Genomic DNA, 20,339 nt, shown 5'->3' on the forward strand with positions numbered 1-20,339 from the left:
TGGGGTGCTGGCGGAGGGGGGACGGTCGGGGCGCCGTCCCGACGGCTGTATCCGTTCTTGCGGACTTCTGCGGACTTCCGTCAAGTCCTGTGAATACCCGGCCGATGTCAGACCCGTCTCCTATCCTGATCACGTCGCACCAGTACAGCTTCTCGCAAGGAGTCAAGGTGGGGGATTCCTCGTTCACGTACGACGAATTTCGGACTTGGTACGAAGAGCACGCGAAGAAATTCCTCGAGCCCGCGAAAGACGCGGCCATCAATGCCTTGAACGAGCATTTGAACATGGAGATGCGGGAGGTGGAGCGGGTCCGCGTACGGGTCTCCGGCGGGCGGGTGAAGAGCCGTGAGCGGGTCTGGCGCAAGCTCGAACTGCCGAAATACCGGGACCGGATCAGCTCCCTCGCCGATATCCCGGCCGTCATCGACGACCTGGTCGGCGTCCGGGTGACGTGCAACAACAAGTCCGATGCGCAGCGGGTCATGGAAATCATGCGTTCGCTGGAGGTCCACGCGGGAGACACCGAGCCCGTACTGGAACAGCAAGCGGATTCCTACCGCGATTATGCGAAGGATCCCAAGGAGAGCGGCTACCGCGCCCTCCACATCAATCTGTGCACGTCCGTGCCGTGCGGCCTCAAGCGCAAGGTCGTGACCTGCGAGCTCCAGGTGCGCACGATCCTCCAGGACGGCTGGGGCGAGCTGACGCACGAGGACACGTACAAGCCCGGGAGTACGCCGCCGGCCCTGGTCGAGACCCTCAGCCGCCGCATGGCCGACCTGCTGGCGACGGTGGACGATATCGCGCAGGACCTGCGCGAGGCCCTCGACAGCTTTTCGAGCGAGAACCTCGACTCGGCCCCGGCCGGGGAGGCGGACGCCGAGGAGCGGGAGGCCCCGTCCACAGGCGAGGTCGCCGTGCGCGACGCAGCGGCGGAGTACCTGCGCGACCGCGTCGACAATCTGCTGCGCCCGATCGACCTCGCCAGCCTGGCGTGGGAATTGACGCGCGAATTCGGCCAGGAAGTCAGCCAGGGATGGCTCGGATTCGGTTCCTTCAAATCGCTGCTGGCGGCCGCGGTCCCGGCTGCCCGGGTGAGTTCCGCCCCTCCGTCGTACGTGCTCCCGAAGGATTTCGACGCCTCGGCGATGGCGGCGGAGGCGAAGCCCGCGCAGGGGGTGCCGGAGGCGGCGCTGGCCCTGAAGCAGGTCGACCGGGGGTTCCCCCTCATTCCGGGCGATTGCCTGGTGTCCGCGTACCGGCAGCTGGCCGAGGCCTCCCTGGCCCTGGACTGGGGGGACCGGACGCTCACCAAGATGGGCCGGGTCAACGAGCTCGTACGGCGGGCCCGCGAACTCGGCAGCGAGGAGCGGCCGGTGTCCCGCTCGCACCTCGACTACATCGCCAAGTCGCTCCTGCTCTCCGGAAAGCTGACGGGCCCGCTCACCGCCGGGGAGATCCGCGATACGTACACGGAGGGGACGTTGAAGAGGATCCAGGGCGTGCTCACACCGAGCCCCGAGCAGGAGCAGGCCGTCAGGGAGTGGCTCGCCCCGCCCGCGTGACGGCCGGACCGGCTGAGCGGAGGGGGGAGCCGCCTTCGAAGGGGCCGTGATCGGCGGCGAAGCGGGCGAACTCCTCCAGCAGCCGGGCCGAGGCCGTCCGCATGGCGGCCCGGGTCATTCCGGCCACGTGCGGGGACAGGGTGCAGTACGGATTGCCGGCCAGCGGTGAGGAGAACTGCGGCCCCTCCCTGTCGAAGACGTCGACCGCCGCCCGCGCGGGCCCCCGGCCGGGCTCGCGCAGGGCGGCGTCGAGTGCGTCCTCGCGTACGACGCTGGCGCGCGAGGTGTTGACGAGCACCGAGCCCGGCAGCATCAGGCGCAGTTCGGCGGCCCCGATGAGACCGGCGGTCTCGGGGGTCGCCGGGACGTGCACGGAGACGACCTCGCAGGTGGCGAGCAGTTCGCCGAGGGAGTCGACCCGTCGGGCGGGCCAGCCGGCGGCGCGCTCCGGGGTGAACCGCGGGGAGCCGAGGACCCGTACGTCGGCTCCGAAGGCCCGGACGAGCCCGGCCGTACGGCGGGCGACGGCGCCGGAGCCGATCAGTCCGACGCGCGCCCCCTCCAGGGTGCCGGCCGGTAGGTCCGCGAGGGCGGAGCCCCACGTTCCGGTGCGCAGGGCGCGGTCGCGGGCGGTGATCCCGCGCAGGGCGTCGAGCATGAGGGCGACGGTCAGTTCGGCGACGGCGGAGGCGTTGGCACCGGGTGTGGTGCGCAGGGCGACGCCGAGGCGCTCGGCGGCGCCGTGGTCGAAGGTGTCGGATCCGGCGGCGGCCCGTCCGGCCAGGACCAGGCGTCTTTCCAGGTGGGGAGCGGTGGCCCGGTCGAGGACGGCGCGGGTGAGGGGGATCCCGGCCCGGCATTTCAGGGCGTGGTGGCCACGGCCCCCGTCCTCGAGGTGGCGGGCGATTTCCGCTTCGCTGAACCCGTCGAAGTCCACGGTGTGCCAGGCCGCCCCGATCCGGGCGCGCAGGGCCGGGTCCGCGACCCGGCGCAGGTTGACCGTCGGCTCCAGACCGAGGCGGGCGAGCGCGGACAGCTCCGCGAGCGCCTGCTCCTCCCCGAGGGCCGGATCCACGACGAGGACCCGGCCGGGGGCGGGCGCGGAGGTGCGGGCGGGGGCATGGACCGGGTCCGGTGCAGGGGCCGGGTCGGGTGCAGGGGCCGGGTCGGGTGCAGGGGCCGGGCGGCGGTCGGGGTCGGCCGTGCTCACGCGTTGCGCCACCCGTCGAGGACGCGGTCGGCCAGGGCCCGGGCGACGTACGCGGGGACGGCGGGGTTGCGTACGGCTCGGGCGGCTTCCTCGGGGTCGAGGAGGCAGGCGGTCAGGACCGCTGCGGGCAGCGGCCGGTCGGACAGGACGGTGGCGCGGACGGTGCTGTCCGGGTCCTCGGCCAGGCGGGCCGCGTCGGCGGCGGTCAGGCGCGGGTCGGCGGCGGCGCGGCGGCGTACCTCGGGGTCGCGGTCGCGGGAGAAGCGGGCGACGAGCTCCGGGGTGGACTCCGGATCGTCGAGGGCGAGCTGCCGCATCCGGCCGTGGAGGTCTTCGGCGTACCGGAGCAGGCCGGTCCGGGGAAAGTTGGGGTGCGTGCGGGGGCGGCCCGGAGAGGAGAGGCTGCCCGTCCACCAGGTCCACACCCGCAGCAGCATCTCCGCCGGCGCGTCCTCGCAGGACTCCGCGAGGAACAGCTGCACCACCCGGTCGGGATCCCAGGCCAGCCGCTGGACGGCCTCGGGCGGCAGCCGACGGGCGCGGGCCACGCTGCGGCGGACGAGCACGTGGGCGGAGCGGGACAGGCGGCGCATCGCCTCGGGATCGCCGTGCAGCTCCTCGACCCAGGGGAGGGTGCGGAACCTCGTACGGGGGTCCACGTCCACGGGTATCGCGGCCCGCTGCTCCTCGGTGAGGTCGGGCCGCAGGGCGGTGACTTGGCGTACGCCGGGGTCGGCGTCGGCGGCGAGCCGGGCCACGGCCCCGGGTGCGAGGCGCGGGTTCCCGGCGAGGGCGGTGCGGATCGGGGCCCCGCCGGTGCCGAGGAGGTGGTCGACGAGCTCGGGGGCGAGGAGGCAGGACTCCGCGGCGCGTTCGAGAGCGGAGGCGGGGTCGGCGCCCTGCTCCCGGAGTGCGGCGAAGGCGTCGAGGCTCAGGGGCTCGGTCTCGTGGTGGCGCAGGAGGGCCTCGGCCCGTACGGCGGGCTGCGGATCGGCGAGCAGGGCCTGCCGGAGTACGCCGGGCAGGACCGGCCAGCCGCGGTGGCAGGCGGAGGCGCGGACGCGGGTCTCGGGGTCGCGGGCCAGGGCGTGGAGGACGGACTCGGGCAGGCCCAGGATCCGGACCGCTTCGGCGCGGACGCGGGCGGAGGGGTCGGCGGCGAGCGCGGCCGCGGCCGGTCCTTCGAGGCGGGCCCGGGTGTCGACGGCGAGGGTGGCGAGGAGCCAGCGCTCGCGTTCGGTGGCTGCGGTGCCGAGGAGCAGGGTCCACTGGGCGGGACTGAGCTCGGCGCCGCGCTCGGCCACGTGCAGCCGGGTCTTCGCGTCCGGCGCGGCCAGCGCGAGCGCGAGGGCCTGGTCCGGCGGAAGGAGGTGCAGCAGCTTGGGACAGCCGTGCAGCAGGGCTTCGCGTACGGGCCGGGGGGTGGCGGCGGGGCTGAGGATCAGCCCTTCGGCCCAGGCCTGGTGCAGGGCGGCGGCGGAGCGGGGACCACTGCCCGCAGGCGCAGGCGCGCCCGCATCTGCGCCCTCCTCTGCGGCCATGGCGAGGAAGGCGGCCCACACACCCGCCCGCTCCTCCGCGGTCTCCCGCGCCGCAGCCTCCGCCGAGGCGTCGATCCAGGCACTCACCCCACCGACAAGGCGAACCTGCCCGTCCCCGTCCCCCTCCGCCCTCTGCACGGAGACGACGCACTCGCCATCGGCCGAGGCCAGCAACGGTTCGGCAATACGGGGATCGCTGAGCAGACCACCGACCACCCGAACCGCATCAAGCCCCGTACCCGTACCAGCCCCCTCACCCGCACCCGCACACCGGACCCGCCGCCAGCCCCGCCCACCGGAGGCGAACAGGAACTCCCCGCCGCCGTCAGCCCCGAGAACCCTCCGAGCCGCCTCCTCAACGGATACGACGTACCCCCCGCCGCCCCCACCGCCTCCGTCACCGACGCGCTCGAAGAGCCGCCGTACCACCCGGGTCCCCCGCACTCCGGGAACCCACCACGTACCCAGCGCCTCCAGCCCCCACCCGGCGAGCTGCGCCCCGTAGTCCACATGCTCGCAGCCGCCCCCACTACCCCCGCTACGGCACATCTCCGCCCCCGCCCCTCCCCCGACCGGCCGATTCCCGCCCCGGCTCCGACCTTCATGATCGCCCAACGGGCGGCGGGCCCGGCGTCAGGGGGCGACCGGGTCGCCGGTGCCGAGTTGGAGGTACCAGATGCCGTCCGCCCGGGACAGTTCCATGCGCTGCATGCGGCCGTCGCTGAAGCGGAGTTCGGCGGCTGCGAGGTGGGTGGCGACCGGGTCGGCGACCAGGACCTCGACCGGCGCGGTCGCGACCTCGCCGCCGTAGCGGGCCACGAGGCCGTGGGCGGCCGGGCCGCGGCCCTTGAACCAGGGCGCGCCCAGTTCGGCCAGGCCCTCCGCGTCCCGGGCGGCGAGGCGCTGGACGTACGCCTTGAGGAGGAGTTCGGCCTCGTCGGCCAGCGCGCGGGCGTCGGGGTACTGGGAACGGGCGGCGCTGACGGCGACCGTGACCTGCGGTGAGCCGTGCAGCTCGTACGGCACGGGGTCGTGGAGCGCCCACCAGGTCAGACCGCCGGCGGCCGCGCACGCGGCGAGGGCCGCCGGCAGCACCCGCCGGGCGTTCAGGGAAGTCCTCGGCATACCGGTACCTGTCTTTCGCGCGGGGCGGGGCGGGCAGGCGCAGCAGCCTGAGGTCGGCATCTTCACATGATCAACCGGTGGCGTCCACGCCTGGCTCACGGACCGGGCCGTGCGGGGCTACCGCTGGTTCACGGGGGAGTCCGTCGCATCGGTCGCGCCGGTTAAGTCGGTTGAAAGGTCTGTGCGTTCCGCCTGTCGTCGCCAGAAGTCCCGGATCATGCGGTCGTCGATGTCGGGTACGGGCACGCCGAGGCGGTCCAGGGCGCGCAGGGTCGAGTCGTTGCGGTAGGCGGGGGGCTGCGGGGGCGCCGGGGGGCGGTGCGCGGTGGCCGGGTCGTCGGGCTGGTCGACGTACTGCTGGAACACGTCGAGGTACGGGAGGAACGGCAGGTCCGGCAGGGCGGTCCGGCTCCCGGTGCCCGCGTCGCTCGCCCGGCGGAGGCGGCGCAGCCACTCTCCGAGGCCGACCGCCTCCGACCGGGTCCCGCGCAGCGCGTCGAGTACGTCGAGGAAGTCGCGTGCGGAGTGGTGGCGGGGGTGGTGCAGGTGGTGGATTCGGCAGGGGGTGTGAGGATTCCGGGGGTCCTGGGGGTCCTGGGGCTGGGCACCTGCGTCCGTGCGGGTGTCGCCGACGAGGGCGAGGGATACGAGGGCGCGGGCGGCGGTGTCGGCGGGGAGCAGGTCCGCCCCGAGTCCGTTCCCCTGCGGGTGGCAGCCGAGGGCGGCGCTGGTGAGGAGGAGGCGGCAGAACATGTCGTCGGCGTTGACGGCCCCCCGCTGCGAGTCCGCCCAGATGCGGCCCAGCCGGTAGATGCGGACTGCCGCGCCGCGGGCGGCGGCCTCCTGGACCATCAGGTCGGCGACCCACTTGCTCGCTACGTAGCCGTCGGAGGCCTCGTGGCGGGAGGCGGAGGCGGGCGAGTGCTCGGTCAGTTCGGGCGGGGCGGGCGGGGTGGTTGGGGTCGTTGAGGTGGCTGGGGTGGTTGGGGTGGCTGCCGTGTTGAGGACGGCGAGGGTGGAGACGTGGTGGAAGCGCTTCGGGCGGCCCTCGGACGCGAGCTGCAGCAGGGTGCGGGTGCCGCCGACGTTGGCCGGCTTCAGGCGCTCGTACGGGGAGAGGTGGTGGACGTGCGCGCCCGCGTGGACGATCGTGTCCACCTCCTCGCGCAGCGCCTCCCAGCGCGCGGCTCCGATGCCGAGCCCCTCGCGCGCCAGGTCGCCGGGCACGATGTGCACGCGCTCCCGCCAGTCCGCGGCCTCCCGCTCCCCCCAGCAGCCGGCGCCGGGGCCGATTCCGTACGAGTCGAGCACGGCGTACAGGCGGGCGCGCCCGGACCGCTCCCCGGCCGCCCCCTCCCCGTCCGCCCGCACCAGGCAGTGGACGTGCGCCCCGGTGCGGGCCAGGAGTTCGCGCAGCAGGAAGGCGCCGACGAAGCCGGTGGCCCCGGTGAGCAGCACGTGCTGCGGCGGCGGTCCGAAGTCCGCGGTGACGGGGAAGTGCAGTGCGGGTCCGAGGTCCGCCTCCGAGGCGGGGACCAGGGGGCGGTGCGCGGCGCTGGCGCCGTGCCCGGCGGCGGGGAGGAGCAGCCGGGCCAGGGCGGCCGGGCGGGGTGCGGTGAGGAAGTCGCCGACGGCGGGGCGTACGCCGAGTTCGGCGTGGACGCGGGCCAGGAGGCGGACCGTCAGCAGGGAGTGGCCGCCGAGGGCGAAGAAGTCGTCTTCGGCGCCCACCGGTTCCGTGGTGCCGAGGACTTCTGCGAAGAGGGTGCAGAGGAGTTCCTCGTGGGAGGTGCGCGGGGCCCGGTAGGTGCCGGAAGGGCTGGGTGCGGGTGCCGGGAGGGCGGCGCGGTCCAGTTTGCCGTTGGGCGTGAGGGGGAGGCGGTCCAGGGGTACGAAGGCTGCGGGGACCATGTAGGCGGGGAGCCGGGCGGCGAGGAAGGCCCGCAGGTCGGCGGCGGTGCCGGCGGTGGTTGCGTCGCTGTCGGGCCGCCCTCCCGTCACGTAGGCGACCAGGTGCCGTCCGCCCGGGGCGTCCCGGGTGAGGACGGCGGCGCGGTCCACGTGCGGGTGGGCGGTGAGGGCGGCTTCGACCTCGCCCGGTTCCACGCGGAAGCCGCGGATCTTGACCTGGGTGTCGGTGCGGCCCCCGTACTCCAGCTGGCCCCGGGCGTTCCAGCGGGCGAGGTCCCCGGTGCGGTACATCCGGGCACCGGGCGGGCCGTACGGGTCGGCGACGAACCGCTCGGCGGTGAGCGCCGGCCGCCCGAGGTATCCGCGGGCCTCCTGCCCGCCGACGTACAGCTCGCCGAGGACCCCGACCGGGACGGGCTGCAGCCAGAGGTCGAGCAGGTAGGTCCGCACCCCGGGCAGGGCGCTGCCGATGGGCGTGGAGCGGGCGGGTGTGGAACCGGCGGGCGCGGGGCGGGCGGGCGCCGGGCCGGGACTCGTGTGATCGGGTAACACTCGGACCATCCCCCTCGGTGAGCGCGTCGCCCGCCAGTCAACGGACCGGGGCACAAGGCGTCCAGAGGGATACAAGCCACCCCCAACCGCCCAAGTCGTTCCCCGGCCGCCCTCAAGCCCCGCACCCGCTTTCCCGATCGGCTCGATGCCGTACGCGCCGCCCGCTGGTCTCCTCTCTCCGCTACAGCGGCGTGGCGCGGCCCGTTCGCCTCATGCGATTCATTCGATGACGATGCCGCTGACGGCGCTGGAGCCCGGCCCGATGGCCTCCGCATTGCCGGTGTGCGCTGCCCGCGTCGGCCCCGCCCGGTGACCGCCGGTGCGCTTGACCCCGGTGACTGCGCTGCCCCCGTCACGGGCGACCGCCTCGCCGGTCGCGACGGCCGCATCACCGGCCGAGGCGGCGACGAAGGCCAGCAACTCGCGCAGTTCCCCGGCCGCGCGCTCCCGCCCGGCCTCGTCGAGACCCTCCAGCAGGGCCTCGAACCGTCCGGCCCACACGCCTTCCTGCCGGATCCGCTGGGCGGCGGTGTCGGCCGAGGCACCCGGAACAAGGACCCGCGCGGTCTGGTCCAGGCGCTCGAGCTCGGCCGCCGCCCGCGCCCCGGTACCCCGGCCGAAGATCACGCCCACCCGCTGCCGCAGCCCCGTCCATGCGTCGGTGCCCGCGGCCTGGACGACCGCCCCGCCACCCGCCGCCGCCAGCTCCGTCAGCCCCTGTACCGGCATTCCCCACCCCTTCTCGCCCAACTGACGGCGACCACGCACCGCTCATGAACCTCTACGCCTGGTAGCTGTCAGAAGTTCCGGCCGGCACAGGAGGGCGGTTGTGACCGAGCGGCGATGATTGATACGTGCGGGATGGGCAGGTCGGTCGGCGGTTTCTCCAGGGTGGGGCATTGATCGAGGTAGGACGGCCCGGCACGAACGGACTCGCCGAGGAGTTCCTGGTACTGGACCGCGACCTCCTGCCCCGGCTACTCGACGGCACCTGGTCGCCGTACGAGCTGACCCTGATCGACGTGCCCGCCGACGTGACCCCGGAGCAGCTCGACGAGCTCGCCCTCATGCTCGGCACGACCGGCATGGACGAGCCGCTCCTGAGCCGTTCGGGAGACTCCCGTGTCTGGTCTCGGGCCACGACGACTGCTACGTGATGTTGGAGACCCGCGACTCCGCCTACCTGCCGCGGTCCTGGCGCGGCTGCTGGCCCTGCTGGCCGGCACCGCCCTGGCCGAACTCGTCGAGGAGCCCTCCTCGCGCGTTCCCGAGCCCGAGACCTGGCTGCCCGAGCAGCTGATCAGCACCGCGCCCCACTGGATCGGAGCCCTGGTCAACACCACCGGGGATCTGGTCACCATCGGGCTGGCCGCCCTGCCCGACCCGTGGCGGCTGGGCGTCCCGTTCCCACGCGCCGACCTCACCGCCACGCTCGACGTACGACACGGCACCTGGCGGCTCACGCCCGCGGAGTAGCGCGACAGGCTCAAGGGCCACCTTTCGCGCTCAGTCACAGCGGTGTGCCGAAGCCGTCCGTCCAGGTCTGGCAGAAAAAATCGAACATATGCTTGAGTGGAGGGGTCCAAGGCAAGGAGCACCGCCATGACCTCCCCCGCATCCCCCGCCCCGGCCCCCGCCGTCCCTCCGCAGCCCGCCGCCCCGGGGGCGCACCGGATGGGGCCGTGCGTGCGCTGCCGCACGCGGTGCCACCGCTACGGGCCGGGCGCCTCGCCGCTGTGCGAGGCCTGCAAGGCCTGGCACCGGAACACGTACGGCTGCTGATCCCGATGTCCGTACTGCCGCCCGACCGATCCCGCCTCCAGACGCTGGTGAACTACCTCCGGGGAGAGCTGGGCCGCGCCGAGAACGCCCTGGCGGAGGCCGCGGCCCGCGAGAGCGACGCCCGTCGCCCCGTCGTACGGGAGGCTCCCGCGTGGGTGGTCGAGCGGGGCATCGGCGCGGGCCGGCCCGTCGTCAGCGTGCACGCAGGCGACTGCTGGGACCTCGGCAGGCACCCCGCCCCCGTCGACGCCGCTGAGGCCCGCCGACTGCTGGCAGCAGGGGTGCGGGCCTGTGTCCACTGCCGTCCGGACACCGCCCTCGGGATCCTGGAGTGACCGGCCGCCCGCACGTCGTCGTCCAGCCGCCCGACGCCGGGGGCGGCCGGCGCGTCCGGGTCGGCGGCGCTTACCTCGGCCGTGCCCACGGCCCCGCCGACCTCCTGGAGTTCCTGCGCCGCGCGGGGCTGGACCCCGACGACGTACGGCTGGACGACCCGCTGCTGATCGAGTGGCGCGGCGGCGGCCCCGCGGTCTGGTCCCCGCACGGCAGCGGCCCCGCCTGAACCGGCGTTCCTGCGGATCCCGCCGGAGAGGAGACGCAGGACCGACGAGTACGAGGACGACGGCTGCGTACGTGAGGAGGCAGCGCTCGTCTCCCTCGGCTCGGTGGCCGGGCAGGGGAACGAGGACGGCGGGATGCTGCGTTCACCTGGTGCCGGGTGAGGGCTGCGCGAGAATTCAAGATGGCTGGCCGTCAGATGAGCTGGCGGGCGGGTGTTTTGCGGACGAGGGGGTTCTGCTGTGTCGCGGGGATGGAAGACCACGGTGATCGTGGTGGCGGTGGTGCTGGTGGTCTCGACGCCGTTGCTCTGGCTGCTGGACGGGCCCAACGCGGGGCAGCTGACCGGGGCCACCGTGCAGGCCGCGGCCGGTGTCGCCGCCCTGGTCTGGGCTCTGTTCCAGCAGGCGGCGAACCGCGCCGACGACAGCGCGACCGGGACCGGGGACGCGGAGGCCACCGCCGGAGGCACGGCCCGCACCGGCGTCACGCGCCCCGGGGGCCGGGGCAGCGGCTCGGCGAAGGCGGAGAACACCGGCAGGGCCAGGGCCGACGGGGCCGGCAGCAGTGCGAGCACAGGCGTCGACTACAGCTGACGTCCGCACCGACAGCGGGCAGGGACAGGGGGAGACAGACCGCGTGGGCAGGAAAGACAACGACCGGCGGGCACCGGCACGAACCGCCGGTCCGGCGATCAGCGCGACCGGCACCGGGGACGCCACCGCCGCGTCCGCGGCCACCGCGACGACCGGTTACCGGGGCCCCGTACCCGGAGGCGGCAGCGCCCCGAGCACCGTGCAGGTGTCCGGAACCGGGGACGCCACCGGCGCGGACGGCGCGCTCGTCAACACCGGCTACGTCCACCAGATGAACATCGACACGCTCACCGTGCAGCAGGGCCCCGCGTATGAGCCGGCGCCCTGGCCGCACCAGGTGGGTGTGGTCCCGTCCACGGCACGGTCGTTCCAGCACCGGGTCGAGGCCGACCGGCTGCGGGCGGCGGTCGACAGCGGGGGTACGGCGGTGCTGTCGCAGGTGCTGGTCGGGATGGGCGGGGTCGGGAAGACCCAGCTGGCCGCCGACTACGCCCGCGCGGCCTGGGCCGACGGCGGTCTGGACGTGCTGGTGTGGGTGACGGCGAGTGCCCGGTCGGCGGTGGTGAGCGGTTTCGCGCAGGCGGGGGTCGAGTTGTGCCGGGCCGATCCGGAGGATCCTGAGCGGGCGGCCAGGCAGTTCCTGGCGTGGCTGGCTCCCAAGTCCGGGCAGCGGCCGTGCCGGTGGCTGATCGTCCTCGACGACGTCGCCGACCCGGGCGACCTGGTGCTCAACCCCGGTGACCCCGCCCGCCGCTGCAGCCTGTGGCCTCCGGCCAGCCCGGACGGCCGGACGCTCGTGACCACCCACCGCCGCGACGCGGCGCTCTTCGGGGAGGGGCGGCGCCGGATCGAGGTCGGCCTGTTCACCCCGGCGGAGTCCCTGGCCTACCTCACCGCCGCCCTCACCGCCCAGGGCCGCACCGAGCCCGACCGCGAGCTCACCGCCCTCGCCCACGACCTCGGGCACCTCCCCCTGGCCCTGGCACAGGCCGCCGCGTACCTCGTCGACTCCGGTGACACCGCGGCCGCCTACCGGCAGCTGCTGGCCGACCGCGCCACCACGCTCGACCACCTCACCCCCGAAGCCCTCCCCGACGAACAGGCCACCGCACTGGCCGCCGCCTGGTCCCTCTCCGTGGACCGCGCCGACGCCCTCCGCCCGGCCGGCCTGGCCCGCCCCATGCTCCACCTCACCGCCCTCCTCGACGCCAACGGCATCCCCCAGGACGTCCTCACCAGCCCGGCAGTCCTCGACCACCTCTCCGCCCACCGCACCACAGCGGCCGACCCGCAGCAGGCCAGAGCGCAGCCGGCCCCCGACTCCCCCGACACCCCCGTCTCCCCCGTCTCCCCCGCAGACGCCGTACGGGCCCTGCGCGCCCTGGACAGGCTGAGCCTCGTCGACCACCAGCCCGGTACCCCCCGCAAAGCCGTCCGCGTCCACCAGCTGATCCAGCGGGCCACCCGCGACACCCTCACCCCCGACCAGCTCCACCACACCGCCCGCACCGCCGCCGACGCCCTCTCGACCGCCTGGCCCGCCATCGAACGCGACACCGACCTCGGACAGACGCTGCGTACCAACACCGACGCCGTCACCCGCCACGCCCAAGGCGCCCTGCACTTCCCCGACGTCCACGGGGTGCTCCACCTCTACGGCCGCAGCCTCGGCGAATCCGGACAGGTTGCCGCCGCGATCACCCACTTCCGCCAGCTCACTGCCGCCACGGGCAGCAGCCTGGGCGAAGACCACCCGGACGCCCTCACGGCCCAGGCGAACCTCGCCTACTGGCAAGGGGAGGCAGGGGACGCGGCCGGAGCCGCACAGGCCTTCGCCGACCTCCTGAAGTCCGCGGTACGGGTCCTGGGCGAAGACCACCCCAACACCTTCGCCACCCGGAACAACCTCGCCGTCTGGCGGGGACGGGCAGGGGATACGGCCGGCGCCGCCCAAGCCCTCACCGACCTCCTCCAGTCCATGGTGAGGGCTCTGGGCAGAGACCACCCCACGACCCTGACCACCCGGAACAACGTCGCCAACTGGCAGGGCGAAGCCGGGGACGCGGCCGGAGCCGTACTCGCCCTCAGCGAGCTCTTGGCAGACCGGATCCGGGTACTGGGTGCAGACCACCCCGACACCCTCACCACCCGGAACAACCTCGCCTCCTGGCAGGGCCGGGCCGGGGACCCGGCCGCAGCCGTACGGGCCCTCACCGACCTCCTGCACTCCATGGTGCGGGTACTGGGCGAGGACCACCCCACGACCCTGACCACCCGGGGCAACCTGGCCTCCTGGCTGGGAGAGGCCGGGGACGCGGCCGCAGCAGCACAGGCCTTCGCCGACCTCCTCGAGCCCACCGTGCGGGTACTGGGTGAAGACCACCCCACCACCCTCACCACCCGGGGCAACCTGGCCTCCTGGCTGGGAGAGGCCGGGGACGCAGCCGCAGCAGCACAGGCCTTCGCCGACCTCCTCGAGCCCACCGTGCGGGTACTGGGCCCCGACCACCCCGACACCCTGACCACCCGGGGCAACCTCGCCACCTGGCAGGCCGAGGCCGGGAACGCGGCCGCAGCCGCGCGGGCCTTCGCCGACCTCCTGCACTCCCAGGTGCAGGTACTGGGCGAAGACCACCCCGACACCCTCATCACCCGAAGCGACCTCGCCACCTGGCAAGGCGAGGCCGGGGACCCGGCCGGAGCCGCGCGGGCCTTCGCCGACCTCCTGCACTCCCAGGTGCAGGTACTGGGCGAAGACCACCCCGACACCCTCATCACCCGGGGCAACCTGGCCACTTGGCGAGGGCGGGCCGGGGACCCGGCCGCAGCCGTACGGGCCCTCACCGACCTCCTGCGGTCCACCGTGCGGGTGCTGGGCGAGGACCACCCCATCACCTTCACCACCCGGAACAACCTCGCCACCTGGCAGGGAGAGTCCGGGGACGCCGCCGGAGCCGCACGGGCCTTCGCCGACCTCCTGCACTCGATGGTGCGAGTGGCGGGACCGTACGACGCCGACGTGCAGATCGTTCGGCAGAATCTCGACCTCTGGCGGAGAGAGGCAGGGATGACGACCGGATCGTCGGGCGGCGGTCATGCGTGAGCGGCGTCAGGTGCGGTGTCAGCAGCCACGTCGTCTTCGGCGCCTGCCGGGGTCTCCCGCTCCGGGAAGCTGCCCTCGACCTCGGGGACGCGGACCAGGGCGGCGGGCAGCTGCCGACCGGAGCCGCCCGCGGCCCCGGTCCCGTACGGCTACGTCCCGACGTACCCCAGGTCGACCGGTGCCGCGGGCGGCCCGTCCCGCCGGACGGCCGCGAGGAGTTCGGGGAGTTGTGGCGGCCAGAGGGCCTCGGTGGCGGTGGCGAGTTCCTGCGGCGACCACCAGCGCCAGCGCAGGATCCGGTCCTCCGCGTGCGCGCCCGCGAGGTCGCCGACGGGGTCGCGGTGCGGTCCGTAGGCGAGGTAGATGTGCTCGTGCTGGCGTACGGGGATCCCGGCCCGGGTGAAATCGTGCTCCCACAGGCAGAGGACGGGGGCGGGTGCAGCGCCGGCGCCGGTGCCGCCGAGGTCGATGTCGGTCCAGCCGGTCTCCTCGCGGAGCTCGCGGCGGGCCGCTTCCAAGGGGGACTCCCCCGGGTCCGTGCCGCCGCCGGGCATGGCCCAGTGGACCCCGACCTCCGTGTTGTCGTACCGGAACATGAAGACCGAGCCTCCGGGGCTGAGCACGGCGACTCTGGCCGCCTGTCTGGGTATCCGCATCCGCCCAGCCTGCCAGCGCCCCGCAGCCCTGTCGATCATGAAATGCGCGCCGGACCCGCCGCCCGTACGTCGGCCAGTCCCCGTACGTCGGCCCGCAGCCGGGCGGCGACCGCGGCGAGGGCCAGCAGGCCGAGCCCGGCCCCCGCCGTGAAGGCGAGCACGGTGGCGCCGGAGCTGGCGAATCCGGCGAGGATCCCGAGCGGGACGAGTCGGCAGGCGAGGGCGTGGCCGCGGCGGCCGCCCGCCGCGGCGAAGTGGCGGGCGAACACGAGGAAGGCGGCGCAGAGCGCGAGGTAGCCCACCATTCCGCTGAGCATGTGCAGCACGCCGGAGGTGCTCAGCGTGGTGGCCGCCGCCTCGGGGGCGCCGGCGGGGAAGCCCGCGCCCGGATCGGCGGGGAAGACCGCGGCGAACAGGAACGAGATCCCGAAGACCCCGATCAGCCGCGGGGCCCACGTACCGCCGGGCGCTCCCCGCAGGAGCTGCCGCAGCCCGGCCGCGCCGGCGATGAGCAGCCCGCCGGTCAGCACGAAGAGGGCGACCTGTATCCAGCCGGGCCCGCCCAGGCTGAGCTGGCTGAGGGCGTTGCGCGAGAAGTCGAACCCGTCGCGTACCAGGCCCTGCACGAGCCCCGCCCCGAGGAACAGCGGCCCGGCGACGACGGCGCCGACTGCGGCGAGGGCGGGGATGGGGGCGGTGGTTCGGCCCGTGCCGGGCGTGCCGGGGGTACGCGTCCGGGCAGGGTTCTGGGTCTGCGTCTGGGTCATGGGGTGCCTTCCTCTTCTGGCGTGCGTGCGCGCCACAACGGGAACCGGAAGAACTTAGGAACTAGACGGTACAGTACTTAAATGAGAACTAGACTGTCCAGTACCTATCCACTCTCCATTCCGCGGAACGGCTACTACGGGAGCGCACCGAGGGTTCGGCGGCTGCTCACCGCTATCGGACTTCGCCGCCAAGCGGCCCGACCACCCCGGCACCCCGTCCGAGTGAATCGGCTTGCGCCGGAAATCGAACACCTGGCCTAATCGACTCATGGAGCGCACAACCTTTCCCGACGACCTCCTGCTCACCCAGATCCGGGTGCTCCAGGCGTACGCCGCCCTCGCCCGGCCGCACATAGACCACACCGCGAACCTGCGGTACGAGCTGATCGAGAACCTCCGCCTGCTGTACGCCCACCCGTACTGGACGCAGCCGGGGCACTCCCACGCCGACCTCGTGGAGCTCCGCCGCGCAGCCAGGGCCCGGGCCTCGGCCCGCGGCGGGGACTGGGCCTCGGCGGCATGAGCGGGGACGGACACAGGGACGATGACGGGGACGGGGACGAGGAGGGGGCCATGGACGAGGTGTGGAAGACGGTCGACGAGCTGGCGCGGCGGTTCGCCGAGCGGGACGGCGAGCGCGGGGTCGCGCGGGAGCAGCAGTGGACGCTGCAGGTGCTGAAGATCGGGGAGGAGTTCGGGGAGGCCGCACAGGCGGTCATCGGTGCGATGGGCACCAATCCCCGGAAGGGCCTGTCCCACACCTGGGACGACGTGCACGCGGAGGTGGCGGACACGGCGATCACCGCACTGGTGGCGCTGGCGCGGATGCGGGGAGGGGGCGCGGAGGCCGCGGCCTTCCTCAGGGAGGTACTGGAGCAGAAGTCCGCCGCGTTCCTGGGGCCGGCGGGCAGACAGGAGCGGTGAGCCGGCCCGGGCAGCGGAGCCTCAGGGCTCGCCGGGGTCTGAGGGGTCCGGTGTGGAGGGCGCAGGGGTCTCGTTCAGCCGGCCGAAGGGGACGTGGACGCCCGGCGTCGCGGGGGAGCTGCCCGTCAGGTGTCTGACCTGGTCGTCGAAGAAGATGTGGGGCCTGAGCACCGGCATGATCGTGCTCTTGTCTATGCCGCCGAGGAAGAAGGCGTCGTTGACGGTGAGCCCCCAGCCCTTGAGGCTGCGTACGGCGCGTTCGTGGGCGGGCGCGTTGCGGGCGGTGACGAGGGAGACGTGGACGCGGATCCGGTACGCCGGGTCCTTGGCCCGCTCTTCCTCCTCTCGCTGCTGGAGGCGGTTGACGTTGGCCAGGAAGTCCCGCAGCGGGCCCGGGTCGTGCGGGGTCGCGGCGTTGACGGTCTCGTGGGAGCGGAACCGCTCGATCCCGTCTGTCTGGTAGACCCGCTCCGAGGAGTCGTCGGCGAGCACCCCGTCGAAGTCGAAGGCGATGCGCAGGTCCTGGTCCCCGTACCCGTCCGGGCCGTCCAGGCCTTCCGCGCCCGACTCCTCCTGCGCCCCCGCCCCGGAACCGAGCACCCGGCCCGCCGGCAGCCCGAGGGCCACGGCCTCCCGTACGTCGGTCTCGTTCGCCGACAGGAACAGCGACATGTTGAGGGCGGGCATGAAGTGGTACGGCGAGCGGCCCTGCATGAAGATCGCGCGGCTGATGGGCAGCCCGTGCGACTCGATGGACCGCATCACCCGCAGACCGGTGTCCGGGTCGTTGCGGGACAGGACGATGACCTCGACGAGGGGGTCGTCGGGAGTGCTCAGGTCGTTCAGGGATAGCAGCCTGCGGATGAAGGAGAACGCGACCCCTTTGCCGAGGGTCTCGTCCAAGTGCTGTTCCTGGTAGGCGCGGTAGGCGTCCTCCCCCTGCTCCCGGAAGACGGCGTCCGCCTCGGTCAGGTCGAAGAGCGCACTGGACGCGATCCCGATGACCAGGCGCTTCTCAAGGTCGTAGGCCACGCCGTCGCCTCCCTCCCCCGCGCGGATACCGGGGTCCGCGCGTGCCCATCATGGCAGCAGCCCCCGCTCGAAGAGCGCTCGAGACCTTCTGGAGAGGCGGTCGGAACCGCCTCAGGACCGGGTCGCCGGGTCCCGGGTCACCGCGTCATCGGGTCACGGATCACTGGGTCCAGCCGTGCAGGGCGGCGGCGGCCTTCCGTACGTCGAGCCCGCCGCCCGCGACCTGCCGGACCAGGTCCACGACCTCGATGGGATCGGCCGTGACCCGGTACCCGGAGGCGTGCAGGTAGCCGGCCGCGACCGCGGCGGCGAAGAGTTCGTTGGAGTGCTCCAGCGCGGGTACGAGCACCAGTTGCTGGAGGAGCGCCGCAGCCCGCTGGTGCGCCTCCTCGTACACGGGGGTGTCCATCACGCGGAAGGCGTGCCGCGCCCGGGCGGCCTCCAGGCTCCCCCAGTCCACCACGTCCGGCTCACCGGGCACCTCGCGCTGCGCGACCTCCAGCAGCCACACCAGATCGATCTGCAAGAACATGCGCCTGCGCCCGGCCTCTCCAGATCCCGCGGCTCAGGCGGCGTCGACGCCGTGGCCGCCGACCGCGGGCCGCCCGCCGAGCTCACCGCCCAGGGCCCCGCCCAGACAGCCGCCGAAGTGCTCGGCGAACGCGTCGGCGTTCCGGCCGATGAACTCCCGCGCCCCGTCCCGGAACCGGGCCCCGGCGAGCCCGCGATCCAGCAGCCGGCCCGCATAGTCCTCCGCGGCCACGCGCTGCTCCGCCGCGGAGCGGAGCAGCTGCTCGTACGCCGCGTCACTGATTTCGATACGGATCTCCCGGCCCATGTTTCCTACGGTAGCCCCCCGTCCGCACCCCGCACAGGCCGATGCGCGAGCTCCCCGGCGCGGGTCAGGAGCCGGCCGCCGCGGCATCCTCGGCGCGGGTGTGCGCGACGAGCGCGTTCGCGTGCCCGTGGCCGAGCCCGTGCTCCGTCTTGAGCCAGCCGACGAGCTCCATGTGCTTGGTGAGGGGCGAGGAGCGGATGAGCTCCTGCCATTCCGCAATCGGGCGGCCGTACTTCTTCTCGATCGACGGGAAGTAGCTGGTGGGGTCGCCCTTGGGAGGGGTGGTGGCCATGGTGCTGCCCTTCTGGAGAACGGTCGTGGGTTCAGGGTGTGCGCAGAGAGTCGGGCCGGCCCGCTCAGCCGCGGCTGAAGAATTCGGTGAGGACGGGCGCGAGGGACTCCGCGGCGATGTCGTGGTGCTCGCCGGGGAAGGTGCGCAGGGTGAAGTTGTCGCCGAGCGCGGCGAGTTCGCGGGCGCCGGTGAGCATGTGGGGCGCGCCCGCGTCCCCGCTGCCGACCAGGACGGGGACGGTGACGGCCCGCCAGCGGCCGGTGCGGTCGGCGGGCAGCGGGTGTCCGGACATGGTGCTGCCCATGACCCGGCCGTCGTACGGGAGGGAGCGGGCGGCGGCCTCCATACCGGTCCAGAACGGGGCCTGCCGCATCCCGGCGACGGCCTCGGGCGGCAGCCCGACGGCGGCGGTCAGGAAGTAGGCGGCGGCGTCCCCGTACGCGCCTCGCCCGACGAGCGCGTCGAGGTGGGCGACGTAGTCCCCGGGGAGCGGCGGCCGGCTGTCGTCGGTGACGAACGGCGGCTCGTACAGGGCCAGCCGCGTCACGGCGCTCCCCCGGGCGGCGGCCTCCAGGGCGAGTACGGCCCCGGAGGACATCCCGAACAGCATGGCCCCGCGCCCGTCCCCGTCCCCCTCCCCCTCGGCCCCGGCCTGCGCGATGAGCGCGTCGATGTCCTCGACCTCGCGCTGTACGTCGTACTGCGGGCCGTCACCGCTGTCGCCGCGGCCGCGCCGGTCGTAGGTGACCACGGTGAACCGCTCGGCCAGGAGGGCCGCCAGCGGAGCCGAGGCCTGCCGGGTCATGAAGGCCCCGCCGACCAGGACCACCAGCGGCCCGGACCCCTGCCGCTCGTAGACGATCGGCGTCCCGTCCTCCGAGACCACTTTCCCCGTACCGGTGCCCACCTGCACGTTCATGCGTAACCACTTCCCCTCACGGATGAATCCGGACCTTCCCGGCCCGGCGGCCTCACCCCCGGACTGGAACTAGACCGTACAGTACTACCGCGAGTACTGGTCAGTCCAGTACTCTTTCCGTACGGGTCCCGCCCCACAGGTCCCGGCAGCCGCGACGAGAGGGAGGAACGAGCGACATGGACAGCCGTTCGGAACGCAAGCACCAGGCGATCCTGGAGGCCGCGACCGCCGTATTCCTGAACAAGGGGTACGCGGGCACGAGCATGGACGACATCGCGAAGCTCGCCGCGGTCTCGAAGCAGACCGTCTACAAGCACTTCGCGGACAAGGAGAAGCTGTTCTCCGAGATCGTCCTGGCCACCACCGACCGCATCGACGGCATGATCGACCTGGTGGCGGACGTCCCGGCGGACGCCGAGGCCCTGGAGGCGAACCTGACCCACCTCGCCCAGCAGCTCCTGACCGGCCTGACCCAGCCCCAGGTCCTCCAGCTGCGGCGGCTGGTGATCGCCAACGCCGACGCGTTCCCCGCGGTCGGCGCCGCCTGGTACGAGCAGGGCTTCGAGCGGGTCCTCGGCACCCTGGCCGACACCTTCACCCGCCTCCGCGACGCGGGCCTCCTCAAGACCGCCGACCCGCTGCTGGCCGCCCACCACTTCGCGGGCCTGCTCCTGTGGATCCCGGTGAACAAGGCGATGTTCCACGGCTCCGTCCAGCACGACACGGCCGAACTGAACGCCTACGCCGCCGCCGGCGTCCACACCTTCCTGGCCGCCTACCGCTGACGCGCCGCGACGCGCGCCCGTCCCCCGCCCGCAGTGCGCGCACCCCCGTGACACGCAGCGGAACCGCCGCCCACGACGGCCCGGGACGGGCACCCGCCCGGCTTCCAGGACCTTAGGTCGGAACCCGCAGGAAAATCAACCGGAGTTGAGTGAGAAACAGTTCCCGTTGATGTTTGAACCGCA

At 73.7% G+C, this 20,339-nt stretch carries 23 protein-coding genes; 11 read left to right on the plus strand and 12 right to left on the minus strand.

Annotation, left to right across the window (positions count from 1 at the left end):
* The first annotated feature begins 284 nt into the window (after positions 1-284).
* Complete coding sequence (locus tag ACZ7JZ_RS23825) at positions 285-1,565, plus strand: GTP pyrophosphokinase (RefSeq protein ID WP_470942644.1); 1,281 nt, start codon at positions 285-287, stop codon at positions 1,563-1,565.
* On the opposite strand, the gene ACZ7JZ_RS23830 is transcribed toward ACZ7JZ_RS23825, so the two are convergent.
* From ACZ7JZ_RS23830 to ACZ7JZ_RS23850, 5 genes are all read right to left on the minus strand, one after another.
* The gene (locus ACZ7JZ_RS23830; protein WP_470942646.1) at positions 1,537-2,775 is read right to left on the minus strand and encodes an NAD(P)-dependent oxidoreductase; all 1,239 of its coding nucleotides are present in this window, start codon (positions 2,773-2,775) and stop codon (positions 1,537-1,539) included. The two genes, ACZ7JZ_RS23825 and ACZ7JZ_RS23830, sit on opposite strands and share 29 nt — an antisense overlap.
* Positions 2,772-4,403, minus strand: a complete 1,632-nt coding sequence (locus ACZ7JZ_RS23835; RefSeq protein WP_470942647.1) for a PE-PGRS family protein — start codon at positions 4,401-4,403, stop codon at positions 2,772-2,774. The genes ACZ7JZ_RS23830 and ACZ7JZ_RS23835 overlap by 4 nt, the downstream gene beginning before the upstream one ends.
* A gap of 546 nt (positions 4,404-4,949) precedes the next feature.
* On the minus strand, positions 4,950-5,441 hold the full coding sequence (locus tag ACZ7JZ_RS23840) for a hypothetical protein (RefSeq protein ID WP_470942649.1): 492 nt from the start codon (positions 5,439-5,441) through the stop codon (positions 4,950-4,952).
* A 117-nt stretch (positions 5,442-5,558) separates the two neighbouring features.
* Positions 5,559-7,904 (minus strand): thioester reductase domain-containing protein, encoded by a 2,346-nt coding sequence (locus tag ACZ7JZ_RS23845; protein WP_470942650.1) that lies wholly within the window; start codon positions 7,902-7,904, stop codon positions 5,559-5,561.
* Between the two features lie 219 nt (positions 7,905-8,123).
* The gene (locus ACZ7JZ_RS23850; protein WP_470942651.1) at positions 8,124-8,633 is read right to left on the minus strand and encodes a hypothetical protein; all 510 of its coding nucleotides are present in this window, start codon (positions 8,631-8,633) and stop codon (positions 8,124-8,126) included.
* 170 nt (positions 8,634-8,803) lie between these two features.
* Here ACZ7JZ_RS23850 and ACZ7JZ_RS23855 point away from each other — a divergent pair, with 170 nt between their 5' ends.
* From ACZ7JZ_RS23855 to ACZ7JZ_RS23885, 7 genes are all read left to right on the plus strand, one after another.
* Positions 8,804-9,061, plus strand: a complete 258-nt coding sequence (locus ACZ7JZ_RS23855; protein WP_470942652.1) for a hypothetical protein — start codon at positions 8,804-8,806, stop codon at positions 9,059-9,061.
* A complete protein-coding gene (locus ACZ7JZ_RS23860) occupies positions 9,027-9,380 on the plus strand; it encodes a hypothetical protein (protein ID WP_470942654.1) in 354 nt (117 codons plus the stop codon). Before ACZ7JZ_RS23855 ends, ACZ7JZ_RS23860 begins: the two co-directional genes overlap by 35 nt.
* 126 nt (positions 9,381-9,506) lie before the next feature.
* Positions 9,507-9,686 (plus strand): hypothetical protein, encoded by a 180-nt coding sequence (locus tag ACZ7JZ_RS23865; RefSeq protein ID WP_470942656.1) that lies wholly within the window; start codon positions 9,507-9,509, stop codon positions 9,684-9,686.
* A 5-nt stretch (positions 9,687-9,691) separates the two neighbouring features.
* Positions 9,692-10,021: a DUF6233 domain-containing protein gene (locus ACZ7JZ_RS23870; protein WP_470942657.1), complete on the plus strand. Its 330-nt coding sequence runs from the start codon at positions 9,692-9,694 to the stop codon at positions 10,019-10,021.
* Positions 10,018-10,248, plus strand: a complete 231-nt coding sequence (locus ACZ7JZ_RS23875; protein WP_470942658.1) for a hypothetical protein — start codon at positions 10,018-10,020, stop codon at positions 10,246-10,248. Before ACZ7JZ_RS23870 ends, ACZ7JZ_RS23875 begins: the two co-directional genes overlap by 4 nt.
* A gap of 238 nt (positions 10,249-10,486) precedes the next feature.
* Positions 10,487-10,840: a hypothetical protein gene (locus tag ACZ7JZ_RS23880; protein WP_470942660.1), complete on the plus strand. Its 354-nt coding sequence runs from the start codon at positions 10,487-10,489 to the stop codon at positions 10,838-10,840.
* 43 nt (positions 10,841-10,883) lie between these two features.
* Complete coding sequence (locus ACZ7JZ_RS23885; RefSeq protein WP_470942661.1) at positions 10,884-13,943, plus strand: tetratricopeptide repeat protein; 3,060 nt, start codon at positions 10,884-10,886, stop codon at positions 13,941-13,943.
* A 149-nt stretch (positions 13,944-14,092) separates the two neighbouring features.
* Here the strand turns inward: ACZ7JZ_RS23885 and ACZ7JZ_RS23890 are convergent, their stop codons facing one another.
* Together ACZ7JZ_RS23890 and ACZ7JZ_RS23895 are read right to left on the minus strand one after the other, a co-directional pair.
* Positions 14,093-14,599 (minus strand): NUDIX hydrolase, encoded by a 507-nt coding sequence (locus ACZ7JZ_RS23890; protein WP_470942662.1) that lies wholly within the window; start codon positions 14,597-14,599, stop codon positions 14,093-14,095.
* Between the two features lie 35 nt (positions 14,600-14,634).
* Positions 14,635-15,366: a DUF998 domain-containing protein gene (locus ACZ7JZ_RS23895; protein ID WP_470942664.1), complete on the minus strand. Its 732-nt coding sequence runs from the start codon at positions 15,364-15,366 to the stop codon at positions 14,635-14,637.
* 268 nt (positions 15,367-15,634) lie between these two features.
* On the opposite strand from ACZ7JZ_RS23895, the gene ACZ7JZ_RS23900 reads away from it, so the two are divergent.
* A complete protein-coding gene (locus ACZ7JZ_RS23900) occupies positions 15,635-15,889 on the plus strand; it encodes a hypothetical protein (protein WP_470942666.1) in 255 nt (84 codons plus the stop codon).
* A 50-nt stretch (positions 15,890-15,939) separates the two neighbouring features.
* Positions 15,940-16,290 (plus strand): MazG-like family protein, encoded by a 351-nt coding sequence (locus tag ACZ7JZ_RS23905; RefSeq protein WP_470942667.1) that lies wholly within the window; start codon positions 15,940-15,942, stop codon positions 16,288-16,290.
* Between the two features lie 21 nt (positions 16,291-16,311).
* Here the strand turns inward: ACZ7JZ_RS23905 and ACZ7JZ_RS23910 are convergent, their stop codons facing one another.
* From ACZ7JZ_RS23910 to ACZ7JZ_RS23930, 5 genes are all read right to left on the minus strand, one after another.
* Positions 16,312-17,322: a 5'-nucleotidase gene (locus ACZ7JZ_RS23910; protein WP_470942668.1), complete on the minus strand. Its 1,011-nt coding sequence runs from the start codon at positions 17,320-17,322 to the stop codon at positions 16,312-16,314.
* 160 nt (positions 17,323-17,482) lie between these two features.
* Positions 17,483-17,848: a fic family toxin-antitoxin system, toxin component gene (locus tag ACZ7JZ_RS23915; protein WP_470942669.1), complete on the minus strand. Its 366-nt coding sequence runs from the start codon at positions 17,846-17,848 to the stop codon at positions 17,483-17,485.
* A gap of 39 nt (positions 17,849-17,887) precedes the next feature.
* Positions 17,888-18,160 (minus strand): hypothetical protein, encoded by a 273-nt coding sequence (locus ACZ7JZ_RS23920; protein ID WP_470942670.1) that lies wholly within the window; start codon positions 18,158-18,160, stop codon positions 17,888-17,890.
* A 64-nt stretch (positions 18,161-18,224) separates the two neighbouring features.
* Positions 18,225-18,452, minus strand: a complete 228-nt coding sequence (locus ACZ7JZ_RS23925) for a DUF4287 domain-containing protein (RefSeq protein WP_470942672.1) — start codon at positions 18,450-18,452, stop codon at positions 18,225-18,227.
* 64 nt (positions 18,453-18,516) lie between these two features.
* Positions 18,517-19,371, minus strand: a complete 855-nt coding sequence (locus ACZ7JZ_RS23930; RefSeq protein WP_470942674.1) for an alpha/beta fold hydrolase — start codon at positions 19,369-19,371, stop codon at positions 18,517-18,519.
* 176 nt (positions 19,372-19,547) lie between these two features.
* Here ACZ7JZ_RS23930 and ACZ7JZ_RS23935 point away from each other — a divergent pair, with 176 nt between their 5' ends.
* Positions 19,548-20,156 (plus strand): TetR/AcrR family transcriptional regulator, encoded by a 609-nt coding sequence (locus tag ACZ7JZ_RS23935; RefSeq protein ID WP_470942676.1) that lies wholly within the window; start codon positions 19,548-19,550, stop codon positions 20,154-20,156.
* Positions 20,157-20,339: the final 183 nt, after the last annotated feature.

The sequence above is a fragment of the Streptomyces sp. NPDC038213 genome, from assembly GCF_055600495.1.

Excerpts from the sequence above, each read along its gene's own strand:
- ACZ7JZ_RS23825 (WP_470942644.1), top strand. The coding sequence starts at position 285 with ATGGAGATGCGGGAGGTGGAGCGGGTCCGCGTACGGGTCTCCGGCGGG.
- ACZ7JZ_RS23930 (WP_470942674.1), bottom strand. The coding sequence starts at position 19,371 with ATGAACGTGCAGGTGGGCACCGGTACGGGGAAAGTGGTCTCGGAGGAC.
- ACZ7JZ_RS23935 (WP_470942676.1), top strand. The coding sequence starts at position 19,548 with ATGGACAGCCGTTCGGAACGCAAGCACCAGGCGATCCTGGAGGCCGCG.
- ACZ7JZ_RS23890 (WP_470942662.1), bottom strand. The coding sequence starts at position 14,599 with ATGCGGATACCCAGACAGGCGGCCAGAGTCGCCGTGCTCAGCCCCGGA.
- ACZ7JZ_RS23870 (WP_470942657.1), top strand. The coding sequence starts at position 9,692 with ATGTCCGTACTGCCGCCCGACCGATCCCGCCTCCAGACGCTGGTGAAC.
- ACZ7JZ_RS23920 (WP_470942670.1), bottom strand. The coding sequence starts at position 18,160 with ATGGGCCGGGAGATCCGTATCGAAATCAGTGACGCGGCGTACGAGCAG.
- ACZ7JZ_RS23865 (WP_470942656.1), top strand. The coding sequence starts at position 9,507 with ATGACCTCCCCCGCATCCCCCGCCCCGGCCCCCGCCGTCCCTCCGCAG.
- ACZ7JZ_RS23900 (WP_470942666.1), top strand. The coding sequence starts at position 15,635 with ATGGAGCGCACAACCTTTCCCGACGACCTCCTGCTCACCCAGATCCGG.
- ACZ7JZ_RS23840 (WP_470942649.1), bottom strand. The coding sequence starts at position 5,441 with ATGCCGAGGACTTCCCTGAACGCCCGGCGGGTGCTGCCGGCGGCCCTC.
- ACZ7JZ_RS23895 (WP_470942664.1), bottom strand. The coding sequence starts at position 15,366 with ATGACCCAGACGCAGACCCAGAACCCTGCCCGGACGCGTACCCCCGGC.
- ACZ7JZ_RS23850 (WP_470942651.1), bottom strand. The coding sequence starts at position 8,633 with ATGCCGGTACAGGGGCTGACGGAGCTGGCGGCGGCGGGTGGCGGGGCG.
- ACZ7JZ_RS23925 (WP_470942672.1), bottom strand. The coding sequence starts at position 18,452 with ATGGCCACCACCCCTCCCAAGGGCGACCCCACCAGCTACTTCCCGTCG.
- ACZ7JZ_RS23905 (WP_470942667.1), top strand. The coding sequence starts at position 15,940 with ATGGACGAGGTGTGGAAGACGGTCGACGAGCTGGCGCGGCGGTTCGCC.